The organism is Micromonospora sp. RTBAU3-60 (genome assembly GCF_054963695.1).
Map to the genome: position 1 here is coordinate 1 of NZ_JBUEGB010000079.1, position 20,341 is coordinate 20,341.

At 73.9% G+C, this 20,341-nt stretch carries 16 protein-coding genes and 1 pseudogene; 9 read left to right on the top strand and 8 right to left on the bottom strand.

What is annotated here, in order from left to right:
- Positions 1-2 precede the first annotated feature (2 nt).
- Positions 3-125, top strand: coding sequence for a transposase (locus tag ACY34I_RS35420; RefSeq protein WP_462759533.1), 123 nt, complete (start codon positions 3-5; stop codon positions 123-125).
- A 411-nt stretch (positions 126-536) separates the two neighbouring features.
- Here ACY34I_RS35420 and ACY34I_RS35425 read toward each other — a convergent pair whose 3' ends face one another.
- From ACY34I_RS35425 to ACY34I_RS35435, 3 genes are all read right to left on the bottom strand, one after another.
- On the bottom strand, positions 537-959 hold the full coding sequence (locus tag ACY34I_RS35425) for a roadblock/LC7 domain-containing protein (protein WP_462759512.1): 423 nt from the start codon (positions 957-959) through the stop codon (positions 537-539).
- A complete protein-coding gene (locus ACY34I_RS35430) occupies positions 956-3,598 on the bottom strand; it encodes a nitrate- and nitrite sensing domain-containing protein (protein ID WP_462759513.1) in 2,643 nt (880 codons plus the stop codon). The genes ACY34I_RS35425 and ACY34I_RS35430 overlap by 4 nt, the downstream gene beginning before the upstream one ends.
- A gap of 106 nt (positions 3,599-3,704) precedes the next feature.
- Positions 3,705-5,108 carry an FGGY family carbohydrate kinase gene (locus tag ACY34I_RS35435; protein ID WP_462759514.1) on the bottom strand — a complete coding sequence of 468 codons (1,404 nt, stop codon included), beginning with the start codon at positions 5,106-5,108 and terminating at the stop codon, positions 3,705-3,707.
- Between the two features lie 258 nt (positions 5,109-5,366).
- Between ACY34I_RS35435 and ACY34I_RS35440 the strand changes: the two genes are divergently transcribed.
- From ACY34I_RS35440 to ACY34I_RS35455, 4 genes are all read left to right on the top strand, one after another.
- Positions 5,367-7,295, top strand: a complete 1,929-nt coding sequence (locus ACY34I_RS35440; protein WP_462759515.1) for a chorismate-binding protein — start codon at positions 5,367-5,369, stop codon at positions 7,293-7,295.
- A gap of 101 nt (positions 7,296-7,396) precedes the next feature.
- Positions 7,397-7,915, top strand: coding sequence for a GNAT family N-acetyltransferase (locus tag ACY34I_RS35445; RefSeq protein WP_462759516.1), 519 nt, complete (start codon positions 7,397-7,399; stop codon positions 7,913-7,915).
- Positions 7,916-8,246: 331 nt separating this feature from the next.
- Positions 8,247-8,963: a PRC and DUF2382 domain-containing protein gene (locus ACY34I_RS35450; RefSeq protein WP_462759517.1), complete on the top strand. Its 717-nt coding sequence runs from the start codon at positions 8,247-8,249 to the stop codon at positions 8,961-8,963.
- A gap of 102 nt (positions 8,964-9,065) precedes the next feature.
- Positions 9,066-10,163, top strand: a complete 1,098-nt coding sequence (locus ACY34I_RS35455; RefSeq protein WP_462759518.1) for a winged helix DNA-binding domain-containing protein — start codon at positions 9,066-9,068, stop codon at positions 10,161-10,163.
- A 437-nt stretch (positions 10,164-10,600) separates the two neighbouring features.
- Here ACY34I_RS35455 and ACY34I_RS35460 read toward each other — a convergent pair whose 3' ends face one another.
- Entirely contained in the window at positions 10,601-11,275 is a 675-nt protein-coding gene (locus ACY34I_RS35460; protein ID WP_462759519.1) for a TetR/AcrR family transcriptional regulator, read from the bottom strand.
- Positions 11,276-11,514: 239 nt separating this feature from the next.
- Here ACY34I_RS35460 and ACY34I_RS35465 point away from each other — a divergent pair, with 239 nt between their 5' ends.
- Positions 11,515-12,879 carry a DHA2 family efflux MFS transporter permease subunit gene (locus ACY34I_RS35465; RefSeq protein ID WP_462759520.1) on the top strand — a complete coding sequence of 455 codons (1,365 nt, stop codon included), beginning with the start codon at positions 11,515-11,517 and terminating at the stop codon, positions 12,877-12,879.
- A gap of 96 nt (positions 12,880-12,975) precedes the next feature.
- Here ACY34I_RS35465 and ACY34I_RS35470 read toward each other — a convergent pair.
- A pseudogene (locus ACY34I_RS35470) lies at positions 12,976-13,446 on the bottom strand (nucleotidyltransferase family protein); the annotation flags it as partial.
- Positions 13,443-14,555, bottom strand: coding sequence for an XdhC family protein (locus ACY34I_RS35475; RefSeq protein ID WP_462759521.1), 1,113 nt, complete (start codon positions 14,553-14,555; stop codon positions 13,443-13,445). The pseudogene ACY34I_RS35470 and the gene ACY34I_RS35475, both read right to left, overlap by 4 nt.
- 64 nt (positions 14,556-14,619) lie before the next feature.
- Here ACY34I_RS35475 and ACY34I_RS35480 point away from each other — a divergent pair, with 64 nt between their 5' ends.
- From ACY34I_RS35480 to ACY34I_RS35490, 3 genes are read left to right on the top strand one after another with little or no spacing between them, the layout of a single operon-like run.
- Entirely contained in the window at positions 14,620-15,162 is a 543-nt protein-coding gene (locus tag ACY34I_RS35480) for a 2Fe-2S iron-sulfur cluster-binding protein (protein ID WP_462759522.1), read from the top strand.
- Positions 15,159-16,151, top strand: a complete 993-nt coding sequence (locus ACY34I_RS35485; protein WP_462759523.1) for an FAD binding domain-containing protein — start codon at positions 15,159-15,161, stop codon at positions 16,149-16,151. Before ACY34I_RS35480 ends, ACY34I_RS35485 begins: the two co-directional genes overlap by 4 nt.
- Entirely contained in the window at positions 16,148-18,241 is a 2,094-nt protein-coding gene (locus tag ACY34I_RS35490; protein WP_462759524.1) for a xanthine dehydrogenase family protein molybdopterin-binding subunit, read from the top strand. Before ACY34I_RS35485 ends, ACY34I_RS35490 begins: the two co-directional genes overlap by 4 nt.
- A 42-nt stretch (positions 18,242-18,283) precedes the next feature.
- On the opposite strand, the gene ACY34I_RS35495 is transcribed toward ACY34I_RS35490, so the two are convergent.
- Both ACY34I_RS35495 and ACY34I_RS35500 read right to left on the bottom strand, forming a co-directional pair.
- Complete coding sequence (locus tag ACY34I_RS35495) at positions 18,284-19,492, bottom strand: ABC transporter ATP-binding protein (protein ID WP_462759525.1); 1,209 nt, start codon at positions 19,490-19,492, stop codon at positions 18,284-18,286.
- 11 nt (positions 19,493-19,503) lie between these two features.
- Positions 19,504-20,340 (bottom strand): carbohydrate ABC transporter permease, encoded by an 837-nt coding sequence (locus ACY34I_RS35500; protein ID WP_462759526.1) that lies wholly within the window; start codon positions 20,338-20,340, stop codon positions 19,504-19,506.
- Position 20,341 lies beyond the last annotated feature (1 nt).

Sequence of the window (20,341 nt, forward strand, 5' to 3'; positions counted from 1 at the left end):
AGATCAACCAGCACATCACGAACGGCCACCTGTGGTCACCGTCGTACTACGCCGGATCATGCGGAGGGCCACCCCTCACCGCCATCCGCGAGTACATCGAAAACCAAAAACGTCCAGGCTCGTGACGCGATTCCTCCCGGCCCTGACGGGACCAGGATTCCTCGCTAGGCCACGTTGAGCGAACAGACGGGTTGCTTTGCCTGTCCCAGCGCCAATCTCAAGGGCAGTCCGAACCGGCTGACCCGCGTACGTCATCACCATGTCGAAAAGCGCCACGGGATAACCCGGCCGAAACGTTCGTACGCTTCCGCCACCACTCCGAAGCTCAGGGCGCGCCCAGACATGGCGAGCATCCTGGCACGATGTGCGCCGTCACTGCTCGGTCTTGCGCGCGACCCAACCGGCCTGGGCAGCGGAAGTCTGGAGCAACGACGGTCGCTCACCGGCACGACCGGACGTACGGCATCCACCGCAGCCAGGCGTGGGACGCTCGCCGGCCCGGCTGGGGCGCGCCGCCGCCGGTCGGGCCGGTCCGCTCAGCGAGGCAGTGCCTGCTGCAGTTCCGCCCGCAGCGCCGGGGTGAGCATCTCACCGGCCTGTTTGGCCAGCCGCGCCATCTCGTAGCCGACCACGCCGATGTCGGCGTCGGCGCCGGCCAGAGTGGCCAGGATGGAGCCGTCCCGGATCTGCATGACCAGGAAGTAGCCCCGCCCCATCTCGACCACGGTCTGCTTGACGATGTCCCCGTCGAACATCTGCGCCGCGCCGGCGGTGATGCTCATCAACCCCGAGGTCACCGCGGCGAGCTTGTCCCCGTGGTCGCGGGGCAGGTGGGCGGAGATCGCCACCAGCAGCCCGTCGGAGGAGACCACCACGGCGTGCGCCACTCCCGGGACCCGCTCGGCGAACGCGTTCACCAACCAGCTCAGGTCGCGTGCCTCCTGGCTCAACGTCGTCACGGTCGTTGTCCCCCTTCGCTGGGTAGGCCGGCGGGCGGCAGGAAAATCTCGGTGGTCTCCTCGGCCTCGGCCCGCCGCACCCCGCTGTAGAAGCGGGACAGCATGCCGCCGACCGCGTCCGGGTCCGGGTCGTGGCGGGGCGCCGGCTCGGCCGGGCGGGCGGGCTGGGCGTTGAGCTGGGCCATCGGCACGCGTACCGGCAGGCCCCGCGCGTTGATCCCGGCGGTGACCGGGGTCGCGGCCTGCGGCGGGGTCACGCCGAGCATCGCGGACGACGGACCCTGGCGGGTGAACCAGCCGCCGCCGGCGGGCGCGCCGGCCGCCGGGGTCAGCACGTCCTCGGCCCGCACCGGCACCCGGCGGGCCTGCCGCGGCACCGGCGGCGCGGCCGGGGCCGGCGGCTCAAGCTGGATCCCCGCGGACGGCATCGCCGGACGGCGGCCGGCCACCGGCAGGTCGGCTGGGAAACCGGGGAACCGGCCCGCCACCGGCAGCTCGGACGCGGACACCTCCGGCCGGCGTCCCGCCGCCGGCAGGTCCGCCGGCGGGGCGGTGAGCGGGACGGTGGCGTAGGGCCGGGACCGGGCGGCGAGCTGGTGGGTGAGCATCCGCGGCGAGGCAGGCTGATCCAGCTCGGGTTCGGGCGCCGGGGCCAGCAGGTCGGCGGGGATACGCACCCGGGCCACCAGGCCCTCGTGGTCGCTGCGCAACTTCACCTCGACCCCGTGCCGCGCCCCCAGGTGGCTGACCACGAACAGGCCCATCCGCTCGGAGGCCGCCACGTCCGCGGCCGGCGGTTCGGCCAGCACCGCGTTCGCCTCGGCCAACGCGGTCGGGCTCATCCCGAGCCCCTCGTCGATGATCTGCACCACCGCGCCGGTCCCGTCGCTCCAGGCGACGACGTGCACGACGGTGTCCGGCCGGGAGAAGGCGGTGGCGTTCTCCAGCAGCTCGGCGAACAGGTGCACCAGGTCACCGACCGCGTGGCCGACGACGTGCAGCGCGGCGCTGGACCGGTGGCGGATCCGCTGGTACTGCTCGATCTCGGCGCTCGCCGCGAGCAGCACCGCGCCGAGCCCGACCGGCCGGTTCCACCGCCGGCTGGACTCCGTGCCGGCGAGCACCAGCAGGCTCTCGTCGTTGCGCCGCATGCGGGCCGCGAGATGGTCGAGCTTGAACAGGTTCTCCAGCTGCTCCGGGTCGTTCTCCTCGCGTTCCAGCTGGTCGAGGAGTTCCAGCTGCCGCTCGACCAGCACCTGGCTGCGCCGGGCCAGGTTGACGAACATGGCGTTGACGTTGCGCCGCATCATCGCCTGCTCGACCGCGACGTCGACGGCGCTGCGGTGCACCGCCACGAACGCCTCCGCCAGCTCGCCGATCTCGTCGCGGGAGCGGACCACCGCGGGCGGCACCTCGATCGCCGCCACCTGGCGGTCCACGGCGCGCAGCCGGTCCAGGGTGTGCGGCAGTTCGACCTGCGCGATCCGCAGTGCCGCGCCGCGCAGCAGCCGCAGAGACCGGGCGATGGACCGGCCGATCAGCAGCGAGATCAGCACGGCGACCAGCAGCACCGCGACGATGCCACCCACCACCAGCACGGTGTCCCGCAGCTGCTGTGCGCGGGCGTCGTCGGCGCGGCGTACGGCGTCGTCGAGGACCTCCTGTTCGAGGTCGCCGAGCAGCTCCTGGCGCCGCTCGCTGGCCGCCCACCATTCGGGCGCGGAGAGCACCGCCGGCTCGGCGGCGCCGGTGGGCAGCGTTTGCTCCTCGAGCCGGGCGGCCGCCACGAACGCCGGGTTCAGCGACACCAGGTCATAGCGGCGGACCTGCTCGGTGGTCGCCGCCACCCGGAACGCGCCCAGCGCGGTGAGCTGCTGGGCCCGCAGGTCGGTCAGGGTGACCTGGTCGTCGAGCTCGTACCGGCCGGCCCGGGCGGCGGCGTAGAGCTCGGCGCGGATCCGGGAGGTGAACTCCTTGACCCGGGACAGCTGCACGTACCGCAGCACCGCGTCGGTGAGCGCCCGCTGGCCCTGCCCGGGCGACGGCTCGGCCAGCAGGTTGAGCAGGGCCGCGATGGCCCGGTGATAGTTGCTCAGGATGGTGTCGCTGCTGAGCACCGCCGGCGGGATCGCGGCCCGGATGTAGACCACCTGGTCGTACGCCTCCAGGACCTCCGAGTACGCGACCCGCCAGGCGGCGTCGGCGTCGGCGAGCGGCTCGGCCGCCCGGCGCAGCTCGGACAACGCCTGGTTGGCGGCGTCCTGCAACGGTTTCAGCGCGGCGATGGCGGCGTCTCGGTCGGCGCCGGCGCCCGACCGTCGCAGCGCGGCCAGTTCTCCGGCCGCGCGGTCCCGCTCCTGCTGGAGCCGGTCCACCACGGCGGTGATCTGCCGGCCGATGCCGACCTGCTCGGCGAAGGCGCTCAGCGTGCTGGTCTGACCCACCAGCCCCCGGGTCTGCACCCCGGCCAGCACCAGGAACGCCAGCGACGGGATGACCAGCACCGCCGCGAGCTTGGTGCCCATCCGCCAGTCCCGCAACCGGAAGGCCAAGCGCCGCCGGTGCGGCACCACCAGGTCGGGCCGGCTCCGGCCCCGGCGGGCGGCCCTTGCGCGAGCCGGGTCGGGACCTGCGCCCACACATGCCTCCTCGGTCCCGTCGACTCCCGCCGCACGGGGAGCGGGATCCATCCAACCAGGCCGGCCGGCCCTGTCAACGGGATGACCGGTCGCGCGATCAGGATGGTCAGTGCGGCCGGGCACCGCCTACGGTGTTCGTCGGGGCCGCCTCGTCCGTCCGGCCGATACCGCCGACGTGTGCCGCCGCCGCAACCCGGCCGAGCGCCACCAACGCGGCCCCGGTCGCCCCGATCTCCGGATTGCGTTGCAAACGCACCGGACGCGGGGCCAGCGCGTCGGCGAACGCGCCCCGCCACCAGGCGGACGCGGCCATCGCACCGCCACCCAGCACCACCTCGAACGGATGGTCCACGTCGGACTCCAGCACGGCGAGATCGTCGGCGACCAGCCGACACAGGCCGGTCATCAGCCCGGCGAGGACGTCGACGGCCGTGCTGCCGAAGCTGAGCCCGTGCAGCTCACCAGAGCCGGCGGGGGCCACACCCGGCGGGCGGTCCCCACCGAACCGGGGATCGGCGCGCACCCGCAGGTCCCGGGTGGACCGGGCCAGCGCCGCCTCCAGCTCGACGCCCTCGGGCAGCCGCAGCTCGCGGTTGGCCCAGGCGAACAGGTTCCCGCCACTGGAGTACGCGGCCCCGGTGACCACGTGCTCGTCGTCCACCCGGTAGCGCCAGAGCTGGTCGGGCAGCGGCGGCAGCGCCGCGCCGGCGGGCACGGCCCGCACGACGCGTACCGCGGCGGAGGTGCCCACGGTCACCGCCGCGCGGGACGGGTCGACGCAGCCGGAGCCGACGTTGGACGCCGCGCCGTCGCCGACCGGGGCGGCCCACCGGGCGTCGGCCAGGTCCGGCCAGCGCCGGGCGTGCTCGGGGCGGAGCCGGCCGCGCCAGTGTTGCGGGGCCAACTCCAACAGCTCCTCGGGGCGTACGCCGGCCAGCGCGCACGCCTCGGCGTCCCACGCCATCCGGCGCAGGTCGAGCAGTCCGGTGCCGGAGGCCATCGACACGGACATCGGCGCCTCGGCCAGCAGGGCGTCGAGGACGTAGTCGACCAGCCCGACGAACCGGACCACGCGGCTGCCGGCCCGCTCGCGCAGCCACGGCAGCCGCATCGTCCAGTAGCAGCGGTGCCACCACGCGCCGGTGCGCTGGTGGAACGCCGCGGGGTCGGCCGGGCCGGCGCTGCCCGGGGCTGGTTCCGGCCGGGTGTCCAGCCAGGTGAGCACCGGGCCGAGCGGCTCGCCGCCGCGGCCCAGCGGCAGCACCGAGTGCCACTGCGCCGAGGCGGTCACCAGGTCGACGTCGCGCAGGTGGCCGCCGTCGGCCAGCTCGTCCAGGCACTCGACCAGGCAGGCGAGGTAGCCGGCGGCGTCCAGCGTGCCGGTGCCGTCCTCGCCGGTGGTCAGCCGCACCCGCCGGCGGGCCAGCACGCCGGGGCGCGGGGTGGCGTCCGCCTCCAGCACCAGTCCGCGTACGGAGGAGGTGCCCAGGTCCAGAGCGAGAATGGCCATCGCCGGACAACCTACCCGCCCGGGACGGCCGCCAAGCCAAGATCCGCACGCCGGCCCCGTGATCGCCTTCCCGGCGGCGGCGCGGTCGCGTAGAGTGATCGCCATGCCCGCGCTCCTGTCCTGCTGGTGGCCCGCCGACCCGGCGGCCCACCCCCGCGCGTAGCTTCCCCACGCGGCCGCCCGACGAGGCGGCCGCCGGTCTCTCCCCGGCACCCCGGGTCGCCCCGCCGGCGGCCACCGGCCCACCGAGGAGACCCGATGACCCGCCCGCACGACCCGCTCGCCGCCGTCGCCGCCGGCGTCGACCCCGGCCCGTTCGCGCTCGTCCGCCGCGCCGGCGCCGAGCATCTCGACCTGTTCACCGGCACGGTACGCACGGCCGACCGGCTCGCCGACATCCCACTGCCCGAGGGCGGCCCCGGGCCGCGCACGCTGGCCCTGGTCCCGTACCGGCAGATCACCGAGCGGGGGTTCGCCTGCGTCGACGACGCGATGCCGCTGGAGTGCCTGGTGATCGGGGAGCACCGCCAGATCCCGCTGGCCGACGCGCTGGCCGCGTTGCCGGACACCCCGGTGGTCACCACCGGCGCCGGCTTCGACATCTCCGACGCCGAGTACGCCACCACCGTCGACCGGGTGCTCGCCGAGGAGATCGGCCGGGGCGAGGGCGCGAACTTCGTCATCCACCGCACCCTGCGGGCCACCGTGCAGGGCGACCCCCTGGCGGCGGCCCTGGCCGCGCTGCGCCGGCTGCTGCTGCGCGAACGCGGCGCCTACTGGACCTTCGTCGTGCACACCGGCACCCGGATCCTGGTCGGCGCCAGCCCGGAACGGCACGTCAGCGTGGACGACGGCCTGGTCATGATGAACCCGATCAGCGGCACGTTCCGGCACACCGGCGCGGCCGCAGACCGGGACGCGCTGCTGCGGTTCCTCCACGACCCGAAGGAGGTCGAGGAGCTGTACATGGTGCTCGACGAGGAACTGAAGATGATGGCCACCGTCGCCGAGCGCGGCGGGCAGGTGGTCGGGCCCTACCTGAAGGAGATGGCGCACCTGGCCCACACCGAGTACCTGCTGGCCGGGCGGGGTTCCCGCGACGTCCGGGAGGTGCTGCGGGAGACCATGTTCGCGCCCACGGTCACCGGCAGCCCGATGGAGAACGCGTGCCGGGTGATCGCCCGGCACGAGCGGACCGGCCGCCGCTACTACGCCGGGGTGCTCGCCCTGCTCGGCCGGGACGCCGCGGGCCGGCAGACCCTCGACGCGCCCATCCTGATCCGCACCGCGGAACTCTCCCCCACCGGCGAGCTGCGGGTGCCGGTCGGGGCGACGCTGGTCCGGCACTCCACCGCCGAAGGTGAGGTGGCGGAGACGCACGCCAAGGCGGCGGGGGTGCTCGCCGCGCTCGGCCTCGGCCCGGACGCGCCGGCTCGCCCCGGCCCGGCGGGCCCGGACACGCCGTCGCTCGCCGAAGACCCGGAGGTACGCGCCGCGCTCGCCGCCCGCAACGCGCCGCTGGCCCGGTTCTGGCTGGACCAGCGGCTCCCCGGGGCGACGGCCCTGCCCGGGCTGGCCGGCCGGCGAGCGCTGATCGTGGACGGCGAGGACACCTTCACCGGGATGCTCGCCCACCAGCTCGGCGCCCTCGGCCTGACCGTGGCGCGCCGGCCCTGGCAGCAACCCGGCCCCGTCGAGGAGTACGACCTGGTAGTGATGGGTCCCGGTCCCGGCGACCCTAACGACCTGGCCGAGCCGAAGATGGCGACGATGCGGACGCTGCTGGCGGACCTGCTGGCGGCCGGCCGGCCGATCCTCGCCGTCTGCCTCGGGCACCAGTTGCTCGCCGGGCTGCTCGGGCTGCCGCTGCACCGGCGGGACGCACCGTACCAGGGGCTGCCGCGGGACGTGTCGCTGTTCGGCGCCACCCGCCGGGTCGGCTTCTACTCCAGCTTCACGGCCCAGGCCGACGCGGACCGGGTCGCCACCGCGTACGGTCCGGTGGAGCTGTCCCGCGACCCGGCGGACGGGGCGGTGCACGCGCTGCGCGGACCCGGCTTCGCCGGCGTGCAGTTCCACCCCGAGTCGGTGCTCAGCCGGGACGGCCTGGTCATCCTCGCCGAACTGCTCGCGCACCTGCTCGATCATCCCGCGTTGGCCGGGCACGCTCCGGCCGATCAGGGATAGGGCTGGGGGCGACCGGTGGCGGGCCGCCCGACCACCGGTCGCATGCTCAGCCGGCCAGTCATCGGCTCGTCCAGCGGACCGGCTTCGAATACCGTGGCCGCATGCCGGAGCTGATTCTGCCGACCACGCGCCTGCACACCGCCTTCCTGGAGTGTCGCGACGACTGGGGCCCCGGCCTCCACGAGGACGGCTTCGGCCTGGGAGCCGACGACGACGTGGACTCGCCCGACGGCTTCGCCGCCTGGGTGCACGAGCGGGTCCGGCTGACCCACCCGGCCGGTGACCCCTGCCCAGACGAAAAGCACGGCTCACCCCGGTGGATCGTCGAGGACGGCCGGGTACTCGGGGGAATCGCCCTGCGGCACAAATTCGACGACGACATCGGCCACATCGGCTACGGCGTACGCCCGTCCGCGCGCCGCCGTGGCCTGGCGAGCTGGGCGCTGGGTGAGATGCTCGCGGAGGCCCGCGCTGTCCTGGGCCTGGACCGCGTCCTCATCCCCTGCCTCGCCGACAACGTCGCCTCGGCCCGCACGATCGAACGCAACGGCGGTGTCCTCGAAGGCATCCGCGACACCGAGCACGGCCCGGTGCGGCGCTACTGGATCGCCTTGCGGTGACCTTTCCGCTCGCGTTCGGTCAGCCGTCGAAGGGGTGATTTCCGGCTCAGCTCGGTCGATCGGTTGTGGTGGCCGCTCAAGATTTGCGCAAGTTCCGCACCGAACCGGTGCCCGCAATACCGGACACCGAGGATCCTGTTCGCATCGGTGCCGGGCCGCGCCCCACCGCCCGAAGGGCACCTGAACGGGGGATCGCGCTCCGCCGGCAGCCCCGCTGGCGCAGCGCGATCAGGCGTTCTTCTGCTGCTCCTCCTATTCGTCCCGATTCCCCGGCATGCCGTCCGCGCGGACGGGGATCCTCTCGGGTGACCCACGAGAGGGAGGACGAACCATGCGGCTCAGCGAACCGCAGATCCGCTCGCTGTACGGGCAGGACGTCCAGGACCGCTCGGGCGCGACGATCGGCACCGTGAGCCAGGTCTGGGAGGACGCCAGCGGCCGGCCGACCTGGATCAGCGTGCGGACCGGCGTCACGGGTCAGCGCGAGTCGATGGCTCCGCTGCACGCGGCCCGGTTGCAGGCGGAGCGGCTGCAGGTGCCCTACGACGGGGCGACCGTCCGCGGCGCCCCCGCCGTGGAGCCCGGCACCGACCAGCCGCTCGGCGTGGACCAGCTCATCCTGCTCCGCCGGCACTACCAGTTGCCGCCCGAGGGCACGGCCGGACGGCCCGGCCCACCGGAGCTGACCCGTTTCGAGGAACAACCCCGATTCGGCACCGAAACCGTGCCGGCCGGCACCGCCCGGCTCCGCAAGCGCGTGGTCACCGAGAACGTGCAGACCACCGTGCCGGTCGCCCACGAGGAGGCGACCCTCGTCCGGGAACCGATCGCGGAGGCCGACCGGGGTACCGTTCCGGCGGGCAGCGACGTGGAACAGCGCGAACTGGTGCTGCACGCCGAACGCCCGGTGGTGGTCAAGGAACGGGTCCCGGTCGAACGGGTCCGGCTGGCCACGCACCAGGTCGTCGAGCAGCAGCCGGCCCACGCGCAGGTCCGCCGGGAAGTGGTCGAGGCGGACGCCCCCCACGAGGCCCGGCCGGAGGAGTGAGGCGAGGGCGTTCCGGGCGGGTGGGCGACCACCCGCCCGGTCGCGGCTGAATGTCGGCCGGGCCCCCTATGCTGGCCGTCCACCACTGACGGGAGGCCTCACGTGCCGGTACGGCTCAGCGGCGCCGAGGCGCTGGCGCTGCGGATGACCAGCCTGCTACTGCGCCCGCACCCGGTCGCGCGCCCCGACGGGGTCGCCGGGGTGGTCGAGTGGTTCGGCGCGATGCAGGCCCAGGACAACGCCAGCGGCCTGTGGTCGCTCGGCGTACGCCTGCCGGGGCGCACCCTGGCCGACGTGCGGGCGGCGCTGGAGCGGCGGGAGGCGCTGCGGACCTGGCCGATGCGGGGCACGGTCCACCTGGTGCCGTCCCGCGACGCCCACTGGATGCTCGCGGTGACCGGCGTCCGCACGCTCGCCGGCGCCGCCACCCGCCGGGCGCAGCTCGGGCTCACCGAGGCCGAGGCGGACCGGGCCTCGGACCTGCTCGGCGCGGCGCTGGCCGGCGGCGGCCGGCTCACCCGTGCCCAGTGCCTGGCCACGCTCGCCGACGCCGGCATCGACACCACCGGCCAACGGGGCTACCACCTGCTCTGGTACGCCGCCCAGCGCGGCGTCACCTGCATCGCCCCGCACGTCGGCACCGAGCAGACGTTCGCGCTGCTGGACGAGTGGGTGCCCGACCCGCACCGGCCGGAACGCGACGAGGCGCTGGGCATCCTCGCCCTGCGCTACGTGCGCAGCCACGGCCCGGTCACCCGCCAGGAGCTGGCCCGGTGGACCGGCCTGACGGTCACCGACGCGCGGCGGGGCCTCGCGGTGGCCGGCGACGCCCTGGCCCCGGTGGAGGTGGACGGCGTCGAGGCGATGGTCGACGCCGCGCTGCTCGACGCGCCCCGCGAACCGGTCGACGACGTGCACACGCTGCTCGGGTTCGACGAATACCTGCTCGGCTTCAAGGACCGCACGCTGATGCTCGACCCGGCGCACGCCGCCGCCGTGGTCCCGGGCAACAACGGGATGTTCCTGCCGACCGTGGTCCACGCCGGCCGGGTGGTGGGCACCTGGAAGCGGACCATCGGCAAGACCTCCGTCGCGGTGACCGTGCAGCCGCTGGCGCCGTTCGACGCCGCGCTGCGCTCCCGCGTCGAGTCCGCCCTGGCCGACTACGCCCGCTACCTCGGCCTGCCCCTGCGGGTCTGAGGCGGACGCGGTGGGCGCGGTCCACGTCCGGTTCGTGGTCCGGGCGGCGCTCCTACCGGGTGCACCTCAGGCCTTCTCCGGCGTCAGCCACAGCCCGCGGAGTGGCTGCATGCCTTCGTCGACGTATTTCGCGATCGGGTTGGCGCCGCAGCAGGCTGCCGATCGGATCATTCACGTCCAAGATGCCCTCGAGCGTCGCTTGGCTCATGCTGTCGAACTCGTCGGCGACGAGAAGCCCTTCCTTGGCCCGCATGCGCTCGGGCCAGGTCGGCCGAGGGCCCACGTCGGCCGGTGAGCCGTCGCACGGCACCGCGGTCACCGTCCCGTGGACGGTCCTCGCCGACCCGGAAGGCAACGAGTTCTGCCTCCTCGCCCAGGATGACCCAAATACTCGTCATCCGCGCACTACGGCACCAACTCGGACTTTACGACGCGCCCTAGTGGGAAGCAGGCCGAGGCTGGTGTTCGCGATCGGGACGGTAGGCGCGTAGGAAGACCCGTACGCCGCTCGTAACGATCTGATCGAGCTCGGCCTCGTCGACCAGGTCGGCACCGATCAGCGATCGGAGACTGACGGCGTTGGTGACCAGGGCCCCGAGGTGGCCGGCCGCCTCCAGCGGATCGGGCAGGTCCAGCAGCCCGCGGTCGGCGAAGGTGGCGAGCCGTGCGGCCAGCATCCGTTGGGTCGCGCCCGCCCCCCGCAACTGCCGTAGCAAGGCAGGGAAGTGGTGGGCCTCCGCGATCATCAGCCGCATCACGGCGGCCCGCTCCGGCGACCGGGCAACAGCGGTGGCGAATTCACGACCGAACGCGAGCAGGCCGCTGGGCAGGTCGCCGTCCGCCGGCAGGGTCCGGTCCAGCAGCGCGCTGAAGACGGCGTCGCTGGCCTCGATGGTGTCCGTCAGCACGCCTACGAACAGCCGCTCTTTGTCGCCGTAGTAGTCGTAGATGGTCCGCTTGGACACTCCGGCCTCGGCGGCGATCGCGTCAACGCTGGCCCGCGCATAGCCCTCCCGGACGAACACCGCCAAGGCGGCCCGCTCGATGGCGGCCCGCTTGTCGGCGGAGCCCCGACGCAGCGGTCGGTCGGTGTTGGCCGGCGGAAGGGGCACAGGCGCGCTCCTCATCGGGAGTGGATGGTTTCTACACCGTGCAGTGTACGCGCCTACACTGCACGGTGTAGTGTTGTGCCATGACCTCTTCCGCCACGAATCCCGCGCAACCTGCAGGCAGGCCGGCTGGGCCCGATTCCGGTCCGACGCCCAGACCTGATCGCCCGGCCGGGCCCGGCCCCGCGACGGAACCTGGTTCCGATCGCAGCGCTACCCAGGTCGATTCCGCCCTGGTCAGGTTGGCCGCCATCGTGGTGCTGGGGGCGCTGACCGCCATGCTCGACATGACGATGGTCAGCGTGGCGCTGGCCCGGCTGACCGACGACCTGAGCACCTCGGTCGCGACGGTGCAGTGGGTCAGCACCGGTTACCTGCTCGCCATCGCCATGGTCATCCCGCTGACCGCCTGGGCGGTCGAACGCTTCGGCACCAGGCGGATGTGGCTGACGGCCCTCACCGTCTTCCTGGCCGGCTCGGCATTGTGCGGCACCGCCTGGTCGGTAGGCAGCCTGATCGCGTTCCGGCTGGTGCAGGGCATCGGCGGCGGCATGATCGTGCCGCTGGCGATGATGATCCTGGCCCAGGCGGCCGGTCCGGCGCGCCGAGGTCGAGTGATGAGCATGGTCGCCGTTCCCGGACAACTCGCGCCGATCGCCGGTCCGTTGCTCGGCGGCCTGATTGTGGACGCCGCGAGCTGGCGGTGGATCTTCTTTGTCAACCTGCCGATCGGGCTCGTCGCACTGCTCCTGGCCTGGCGCGGGATACCGCGCGCCGCACAGGCACCATCCGCCGGATCGCTCGACGTACTCGGGCTGGCGCTGCTGTCGCCGGGCCTCGCCGTCACGATCTACGGCCTGTACCGGGCCGGCGTGCAACGCTCGGTCGCCGCTCCGCCGGTCCTGGTCGCCCTCGCAATCGGGCTGGCGCTGCTTGGCGCCTTCGTGGTGCACGCGCTGCGGGCCAGGGCCACGCCGGTCCTCGACCTGCGTCTGTTCACCAGCCGGGCGTTCGCCGCGGCGTCGGCGCTGAACTTCCTGTCCCGAATGTCGATCTTCGGGGCGATGATCCTGCTGCCGCTCTACTATCAGCAGGTGCGGGGCGAGAGTGCGCTGTCGGCCGGCCTGCTGCTGGCGCCGCAGAGCGTGGGCACCATGCTCGGTCTACTGTTCGTCGGAAAGCTCACCGACCGGATCGGTGCCCGTCCGGTCGTGCTGGTCGGCCTGACCGTCGCCGTCGGCGGGACGGTGGCGTACACCCGGGTGCGGCCGGACTCCGACCCGGTGCTGCTCGCGGTCGCCCTGTTGGTCTGGGGGATCGGCATCGCCGCCGCGACCGTGCCGGTGATGGCCGCCGCGTACCAGGGCCTGGCACCCGGCCTGATCCCCCGGGCGACCAGCGCCATCACCACCATCCAGACGGTCGGCGCGTCGTTCGGTGCTGCCGTCCTGGTGGTGATCCTGCAACGCCGGCTCACCGGGGCCGCCGACGGTGGCGCGGCCGCCCGGGCCGCCGCCTACGGGCACACCTTCTGGTGGGCACTGGCCTTCACCGCACTCGCATTCGTCCCGGCCCTGCTGCTGCCCGCCGCCCCACGCCGCAGGTGAGAAGGCGTGGGCTCGGGCCAGGTCGGCCGGGGTGTCCACGTCGGCCGGTGACCCGTCGCACGGCACGGAAGTCACCAGGTCGGCCCGGGCCCGTAGGAAGTCGCGGGCGCCCCGGTCCCCCGTCGCGTAGGGCGCGAGCAGCGGCCAGGTGACGCGGCTGAACAGGACCGGATGCCCGGGCCGGCCGGCGTAGCTGGCCACGGCGACGGCGGCGCCGGCCGCGTACGCCGCGCGTACCCGGCGGACCGCGGCCGAGGCCAGCCAGGGCTGGTCGACGAGCACCACCACGACCGCGTCGGCGATGCCCGGCAGTGAGTCCAGGCCGCACAGCAGGGAACTGCCGAGCCCGTCCCGCCACTGCGGGTTGACCACCGCGACCGCGCCGGGCAGCGGGGGAAGCCGGCCGGCGCCCGCGCCGACCACCACGTGCACCGGGTCGCAACCGCCGGCGCGCAGCAGCCGGACCGCGCGCCGAACGAGCGGCTCGCCGGCCCATTCGACGAGGGCCTTCGGCCGGCCCAGTCGGCGTCCGGCGCCGGCGGCGAGCACCAGCCCGGCGACCGTCACGGCAGTGACGCGGCCGGTCGCCGGTCGCGAGCCGGGACGCGGTGGATCGGGCCGGCCAGCTCGTGCAGCGCCCGGCCGGTGCGGTCGTGGCGCCGGGCCACCACCTCCGCGGCGATCGCCAGCGCTGTCTCCGCCGCGCTCCGGCCGCCCAGGTCCAGCCCGGCCGGTGCGATCAGGCGGGTGAGCTGTGCCGGCGGCACCCCGTCGGCCCGCAGCCGGGCGAGGCGGGCGGCGTGTGCGCTGCGGCTGCCGAGCACCCCGACGTAGCCGGCCGGGGTGGCCAGCGCCGCGTGCAGCAGCGGGATCTCGTAGCGCGGGTCGTGGCCGAGCAGGCAGAGCACGGTGGCCGGGTCGACCGGGGTGCCGGCCAGCCAGCGGTGCGGCCAGGCCCGGTGGACCTCGTGCGCGTCGGGGAACCGCCGGGGCGTGGTGAATGCCGGTCGCGGGTCGCAGACGATCACCCGGTAGCCGAGCGCGGCGCCGATGCGGCTGAGCGCGGCGGCGACGGCGGTGGCGCCGAACAGCACTATGCGCGGCGCGACCGGCACCGCCTGGACGAGCACCCGCACCGGCGGTCGGCCCGCCCGGTGCCGGACCACGGCGCCGCCACCGGGCCACAGCCCGGCTGCCTGGCCGGCCACCCAGTCGTCCAACTCCGGGTCGCCGAGGGTGCCCTCCGTCCGGTCCGCCCGCAGCACGCACTGGGCGCCGAAGGGTGCGGGGCCGCCGACGACGGTGGCCGCGGCGACCGGGCCGGGGCCGGTGAGGGCGGCGAGCACCCGCCGCGCCGGACCGTCCGGGGTCACCCGCCTGTGCAGGACCTCCAGCACTCCGGCGCAGCCGGGCCGCGCCGGCCAGGGGCCGTCCCCGCCGACCGGGTAGCGGGCCAGCCGGGTGCGACCGGTCCGGAGTGTCTCGGTCGCCGCGTCGAGCACCGCCGACTCGACGCAGCCCGCCGGGATGCCGCCGCACACCTCGCCGGCCGGGTCCACGGCCAGCAGGTCGCCGGGCGCGGTGACGCTGCCCGCGGTGCTCGCCACCACGGTTGCCAGTCCGAACGGGACACCCTGCCGGCTCCAGCCGTCCAGCGTGGCCAGCACCTCGCGCATGCTCCACTTCCCGCTATTAGCCCGATTTGTCAGCACATCGCCCGGACAACGGTAGTCTGGCCCGGTGCGGGAGAGCGCGAAACCGACGGAAGACGGGTGGTCGTCCACCGTCACCCTCACGGTCAACGGCACCGGTCACGACCTGACCTTGGACAACCGGACCACCCTGCTCGACGCCCTGCGCGAACGGCTCGCCCTGACCGGCAGCAAGAAGGGCTGCGACCACGGCCAGTGCGGCTCGTGCACCGTGCTGCTCGACGGCCGGCGGGTGAAGAGCTGCCTGATCCTCGCCGTCACCCTCCATGGACGGACGGTGGTCACCGTGGAGGGCCTCGCCGACCCGACGGGCCTCTCCCCGCTCCAGGCGGCGTTCGTCGCCCACGACGCCTTCCAGTGCGGCTACTGCACGCCCGGCCAGCTCTGCTCCGCCCGCGGCATGCTCGACGAGGTGGCCCGGGACTGGCCCAGCGCGGTGACCGGAGACCTGACCGCACCGGTGGAGCTGACCGACGCGGAGGTACGGGAACGGATGAGCGGCAACCTGTGCCGCTGCGCCGCATACCCGAACATCGTGGCCGCCATCCGGGACGCGGCGGCGGCACGGTGAAGGCGTTCCGCTACCACCGGCCGGCCGACGTGGCGGAGGCGGTGGCGCTGCTCGACGCGGAGCCGGCGGCGGCCTACCTCGCCGGCGGCACCAACCTGGTGGACCTGATGAAACTCGGGGTGCAACGCCCGGAACTGCTCGTCGACGTCACCGGCCTGCCGCTGGACACGGTGGAGGTCCTACCCGGCGGCGGGCTACGGATCGGCGCCACCGTGCGCAACAGCGACCTCGCCGCGGACCCGGTCGTCCGGCGCGAGCACCCGTTGCTCTCCCGGGCGCTGCTCGCCGGCGCCTCCGGGCAACTGCGCAACCTGGCCACCACCGCGGGGAACCTGCTGCAACGCACCCGCTGCGTCTACTTCCAGGACACCGGCAAGGCGTGCAACAAGCGGGAGCCCGGCACCGGCTGCGCGGCACGCCACGGGCAGAACCGCGACCTGGCCATCCTCGGCTGGTCCGAGCTGTGCGTGGCCACCCACCCGTCGGACCTGGCGGTCGCCCTGGTGGCACTGGACGCGGTGGTGGAGGCGCACGACCCGGGCGGCGCCCGGGAGATCCCCATGGCCGAGCTGCACCGGACACCCGGCGAACACCCCGAGCAGGAGACCAGCCTCCCCCGCGGCGCGCTGATCACCGCGGTCCGGGTCCCGCCACTGCCGTTCGCGCGGCACTGCACCTACCTCAAGGCCCGCGACCGGGCCAGCTTCGCGTTCGCGGTCGGCTCCGTGGCCGCGGCGCTGGACCTGGACGGGGACACCGTCCGCGACGTCAGGCTGGCCTACGGGGCGGTCGCGCACCGACCGTGGCGGGCGTACCGGGCGGAGGAGGCGCTGCGCGGCCGCCCGTTCACCGCCGAACTGGCCGCCCAGGCCGCGGACACCGAACTCGCCGCGGCCCGCCCCCTGCCGCACAACGGCTTCAAGGTGCCGCTGATCCGCAACCTCACCGTCCGGGCGTTGACCACACTGGCCGGGACGGCGCCCCGATGAGCGCGGTGGGCCGGGAACACCCGCGGCTGGAGGGCCCGGACAAGGTCACCGGGGCGGCCCGGTACGCGGTCGAGTACCCGGTCGACGACGTGGCGTACGGCTGGGTGGTGCCGGCCGCGGCCACCCGCGGGCGGATCACCCGGGTCGACGTGGCCCCGGCGCTGGCCGTGCCCGGCGTGCTGGACGTGCTGCACCACGGCAACGCGCCCCGGCTGGCCGCCGGCGTGGACGACACGCTGTTCCTGCTGCAGGAGCCGACCGTGCACTACCGGGGCGAGTACGTCGCCGTCGTGGTGGCCGACAGCCTCGAGGCGGCGCGGGAGGGAGCCCGGCTGGTCCGCATCGACTACGACACGCAGCCACACAGCACCGTCCTCTCCGAACACCACCCGGGCCTGTACCGCCCCGACACGGTCAACCCCGGCTTTCCGACGGACACCACGGAGGGGGACTTCGACGCCGGTTTCGCGGCCGCCGAGGTCCGGCTGGACGCCACCTACCGCACCCCGGCCTACCACAACAACCCGATGGAACCGCACGCCACCACCGCCCAGTGGCGGGACGGGCGGCTGCTGGTGCACGACTCCACCCAGGGCTCGACGCCCGTGCAGGCCACCCTGGCGCAGCTGTTCGAGCTGCCCCCGGAGGCGGTCCGGGTGGTCGCCGAGCACGTCGGCGGCGGCTTCGGCAGCAAGGGGTCAGCGAAGGCACCGGTGGTGCTCGCCGCGCTCGCCGCCCGGCAGGTCGACCGGCCCGTCCGGCTGGCCCTGACCCGGCAGCAGCTCTTCGGCCCGATCGGCTACCGCACCCCGACCATCCAGCGGGTCCGGCTCGGCGCCGACGCCGACGGGCGGATCGCCGCGATCTGCCACGACGCGATCAGCCAGACCTCCCGGGTGCACGAGTTCGCCGAGCAGACCGCCGTCTACACGCGCAGCATGTACGCCGGGCGGCACCGGCGCACCACCCACCGGCTGGCCCGGCTGGACGTGCCGACCCCGTTCTGGATGCGCGCACCCGGTGAGTGCCCGGGGGCGTACGCGCTGGAATCCGCGCTGGACGAGCTGGCCTCGGCGTGCGGCGTCGACCCGGTCGAGCTGCGGATCCGCAACGACGTGACCGTCGACCCGGACAGCGGGCAGCCGTTCAGCAGCCGCAACCTGGTCGCCTGCCTGCGGGAGGGGGCCCGCCGGTTCGACTGGGCCGACCGCGACCCGACGCCGGGCGTCCGGCGGCTCGGGCGGTGGCTGATCGGCACCGGGGTGGCCGGCTCCAGCTACCCCGCCAGGTCCCGGGCCGCCGCCGCGACGGCCACCGCCGCCCCGGACGGCACCTTCGAGGTACGGATCAACGCCACCGACATCGGCACCGGCGCCCGGACCGCGCTGTGGCAGGTGGCCGCCGACGCGCTGGAGGTTCCCGCGGACCGCATCACGATCCGCATCGGCGACAGCGACCTGCCACCGGCGGGCGTCGCCGGCGGCTCGATGGGCACCGCCTCGTGGAGCTGGGCCGTCATCCGCGCCTGCCAGGGGCTGCGGGACCGGCTCCGGCACGTCCGCGGCGAGGCGGTGCCCGCCGACGGGCTGACCGTCGAGGCGAGCACCGCCGACGAGGTCCGGGCGCAACGCCCGCTGGCCCGGTACGCGTACGGCGCCCACTTCGTGCAGGTGCGGGTGGACGCGGACACCGGCGAGATCCGGGTGGACCGGATGCTCGGCATGTTCGCCGCCGGCCGGGTGGTCAACCCGAGCACCGCCCGCAGCCAGCTCATCGGCGGCATGACCATGGGCCTGTCGATGGCGCTGCACGAGGAGGGCCTGCTCGACGAGCGGTACGGCGACTGGGTCAACCACGACCTCGCCACCTACCACGTCAGCGCCTGCGCCGACATCGAACGGATCGAGGCGTACTGGCTGCCGGAGGAGGACCCGGAGCTGAACCCGGCCGGGGTGAAGGGCATCGGCGAGATCGGCATCGTGGGCAGCGCCGCCGCCGTCGCCAACGCGGTGCACCACGCCACCGGCGTCCGGGTCCGGGACCTGCCCATCCGGCTGGACAAGCTGCTGGACCGGCTACCGGCCGGATGAGGGGCCGGCGGGCGTCCCACCGGCCCCTGTCGTCCGCGCCGCTCAGTCGGCGAGCGCGCCGGCCGCCCGGCCCTCGTGCAAGGTCAGGTTCCGCCCGGTGTGCGGGTCGAACAGGTGGATCTTCTCCAGGTTGAACCAGACCCGCCGGTGCTCCCCCTCGCGCGCCGACGACTCGGCCGACAGCCGGGTGACCAGGCTGGAGCCCGCGCCGGTGAAGTCCCCGGTGCCCGCGTCGGCGGCCAACTCCTCCAGCTCGGCGGCGTTGGCCCGCTCCCCCTCGACGGTGAGGTACACGTACTTGTCGGAGCCCATCGACTCGACGATCTCCACCGGCGCCTCGAACTCCAGCCCCCGGCGGCGGGTCTCCTCGTCGACCAGCGCGGCGTCCTCGAAATGCTCCGGCCGGACGCCGAGGATCAGCTCCCGCGGCGCGTCACCGCCGGCCAACTGATGGCGGACCCGGTTGCCGATCGGCACGTCACCCAGCGCGGTCCGCAGCCGACCGTCCTCCACCGCGGCGGGCAGGAAATTCATCGACGGCGAACCGATGAAACCGGCGACGAAGAGGTTGCGCGGGTGGTCGTAGAGCTCCTGCGGCGGGCCGACCTGCTGCACCGCGCCACCCCGCATGATCACCACACGGTCGCCGAGGGTCATCGCCTCGGTCTGGTCGTGGGTGACGTAGACGGTGGTGGTGCCCAGCTGCCGCTGCAGCCGGGACACCACCGTCCGCATCTGCACCCGCAGCTTGGCGTCCAGGTTCGACAGCGGCTCGTCCATCAGGAACGCCTTGGGCTGCCGGACGATCGCCCGGCCCATCGCCACCCGCTGCCGCTGCCCGCCCGACAGGTTGGCCGGCCTGCGGTCCAGCAGCGGCGTCAACTCCAGGACCTTCGCCGCCTCCTCGACCTTGCTGTTGATGGTCTCCCGGTCCAGCTTCGCCAGCCGCAGCGGGAAGGCCATGTTCTCCCGCACCGTCATGTTCGGATACAGCGCGTACGACTGGAACACCATGGCGATGTCCCGGTCCCGCGGAGCCCGGTCGTTGACCCGCTCCCCCGCGATGCGCAGCTCACCGGAGCTGATGTCCTCCAACCCGGCGATCATGTTGAGCGTGGTGGACTTCCCGCAGCCCGACGGGCCGACCAGGATCACGAACTCGCCGTCGGCGATCTCCAGGTCGACGTCCCGCACCGCCACGGTCCCGTCCGGGAACCGCTTGCTCACCTTGTCCAGCACGATGTCGGCCATGACTACACCACCTATCCCTTGACTGCGCCGGAGGTCAGGCCGGACACGATGCGGCGCTGGAAGAAGAGCACGAATGCGATGATCGGAATCGTGATCACCACGGCGGCCGCGCAGATCGCCCCGGTGGGATCCTCGAACTGCGACGCGCCGGTGAAGAACGACAGCGCCGCCGGCACCGTACGCGACCGCTCGGTGGAGGTCAGCGAGATGGCGAACAGGAAGTCGTTCCAGCAGAAGATGAAGACCAGGATCGCCGTGGTGAACAGCCCCGGCGCGGCCAACGGGGCGATCACCCGCCGAAACGCCTGACCCTGGGTGGCGCCGTCCATCTTCGCCGCCTTCTCCAGGTCCCACGGGATCTGCTTGAAGAACGCCGACAGCGTGTAGATCGCCAGCGGCAGGGCGAAGGTGATGTACGGCAGGATCAGCCCCGGCCAGGTGTCGAAGAGGCCGACCTGCCGCTCGATCTCGAACAGCGGCGACACCAACGACACCTGCGGGAACATCGCGATCAGCAGGGACACCCCGACCAGCAGCCGCTTGCCGGGGAAGTCCAGCCGCGAGATCGCGTACGCGGCCATCGCGCCCAGCACCACCGCGATCAGGGTGGCGATCAGCGCGATGCCGATCGAGTTCACCAGCGCCCGGACGAACTGGTCGGTCGCGAAGATCGTCCGGTAGTTCTCCAGCGTCCACTCCCGGGGGATGAACTTCCCGTCGGTGAGCGTCGCCGGGGTCTTGAACGACAGCGAGGCGATCCACAGCACCGGGACCAGCGCGAAGACGACGACGATCACGTCCAGCAGACCCCAGCGCAGCTTCGCCCGCGTGGTGGTTTCGGTGGCCATC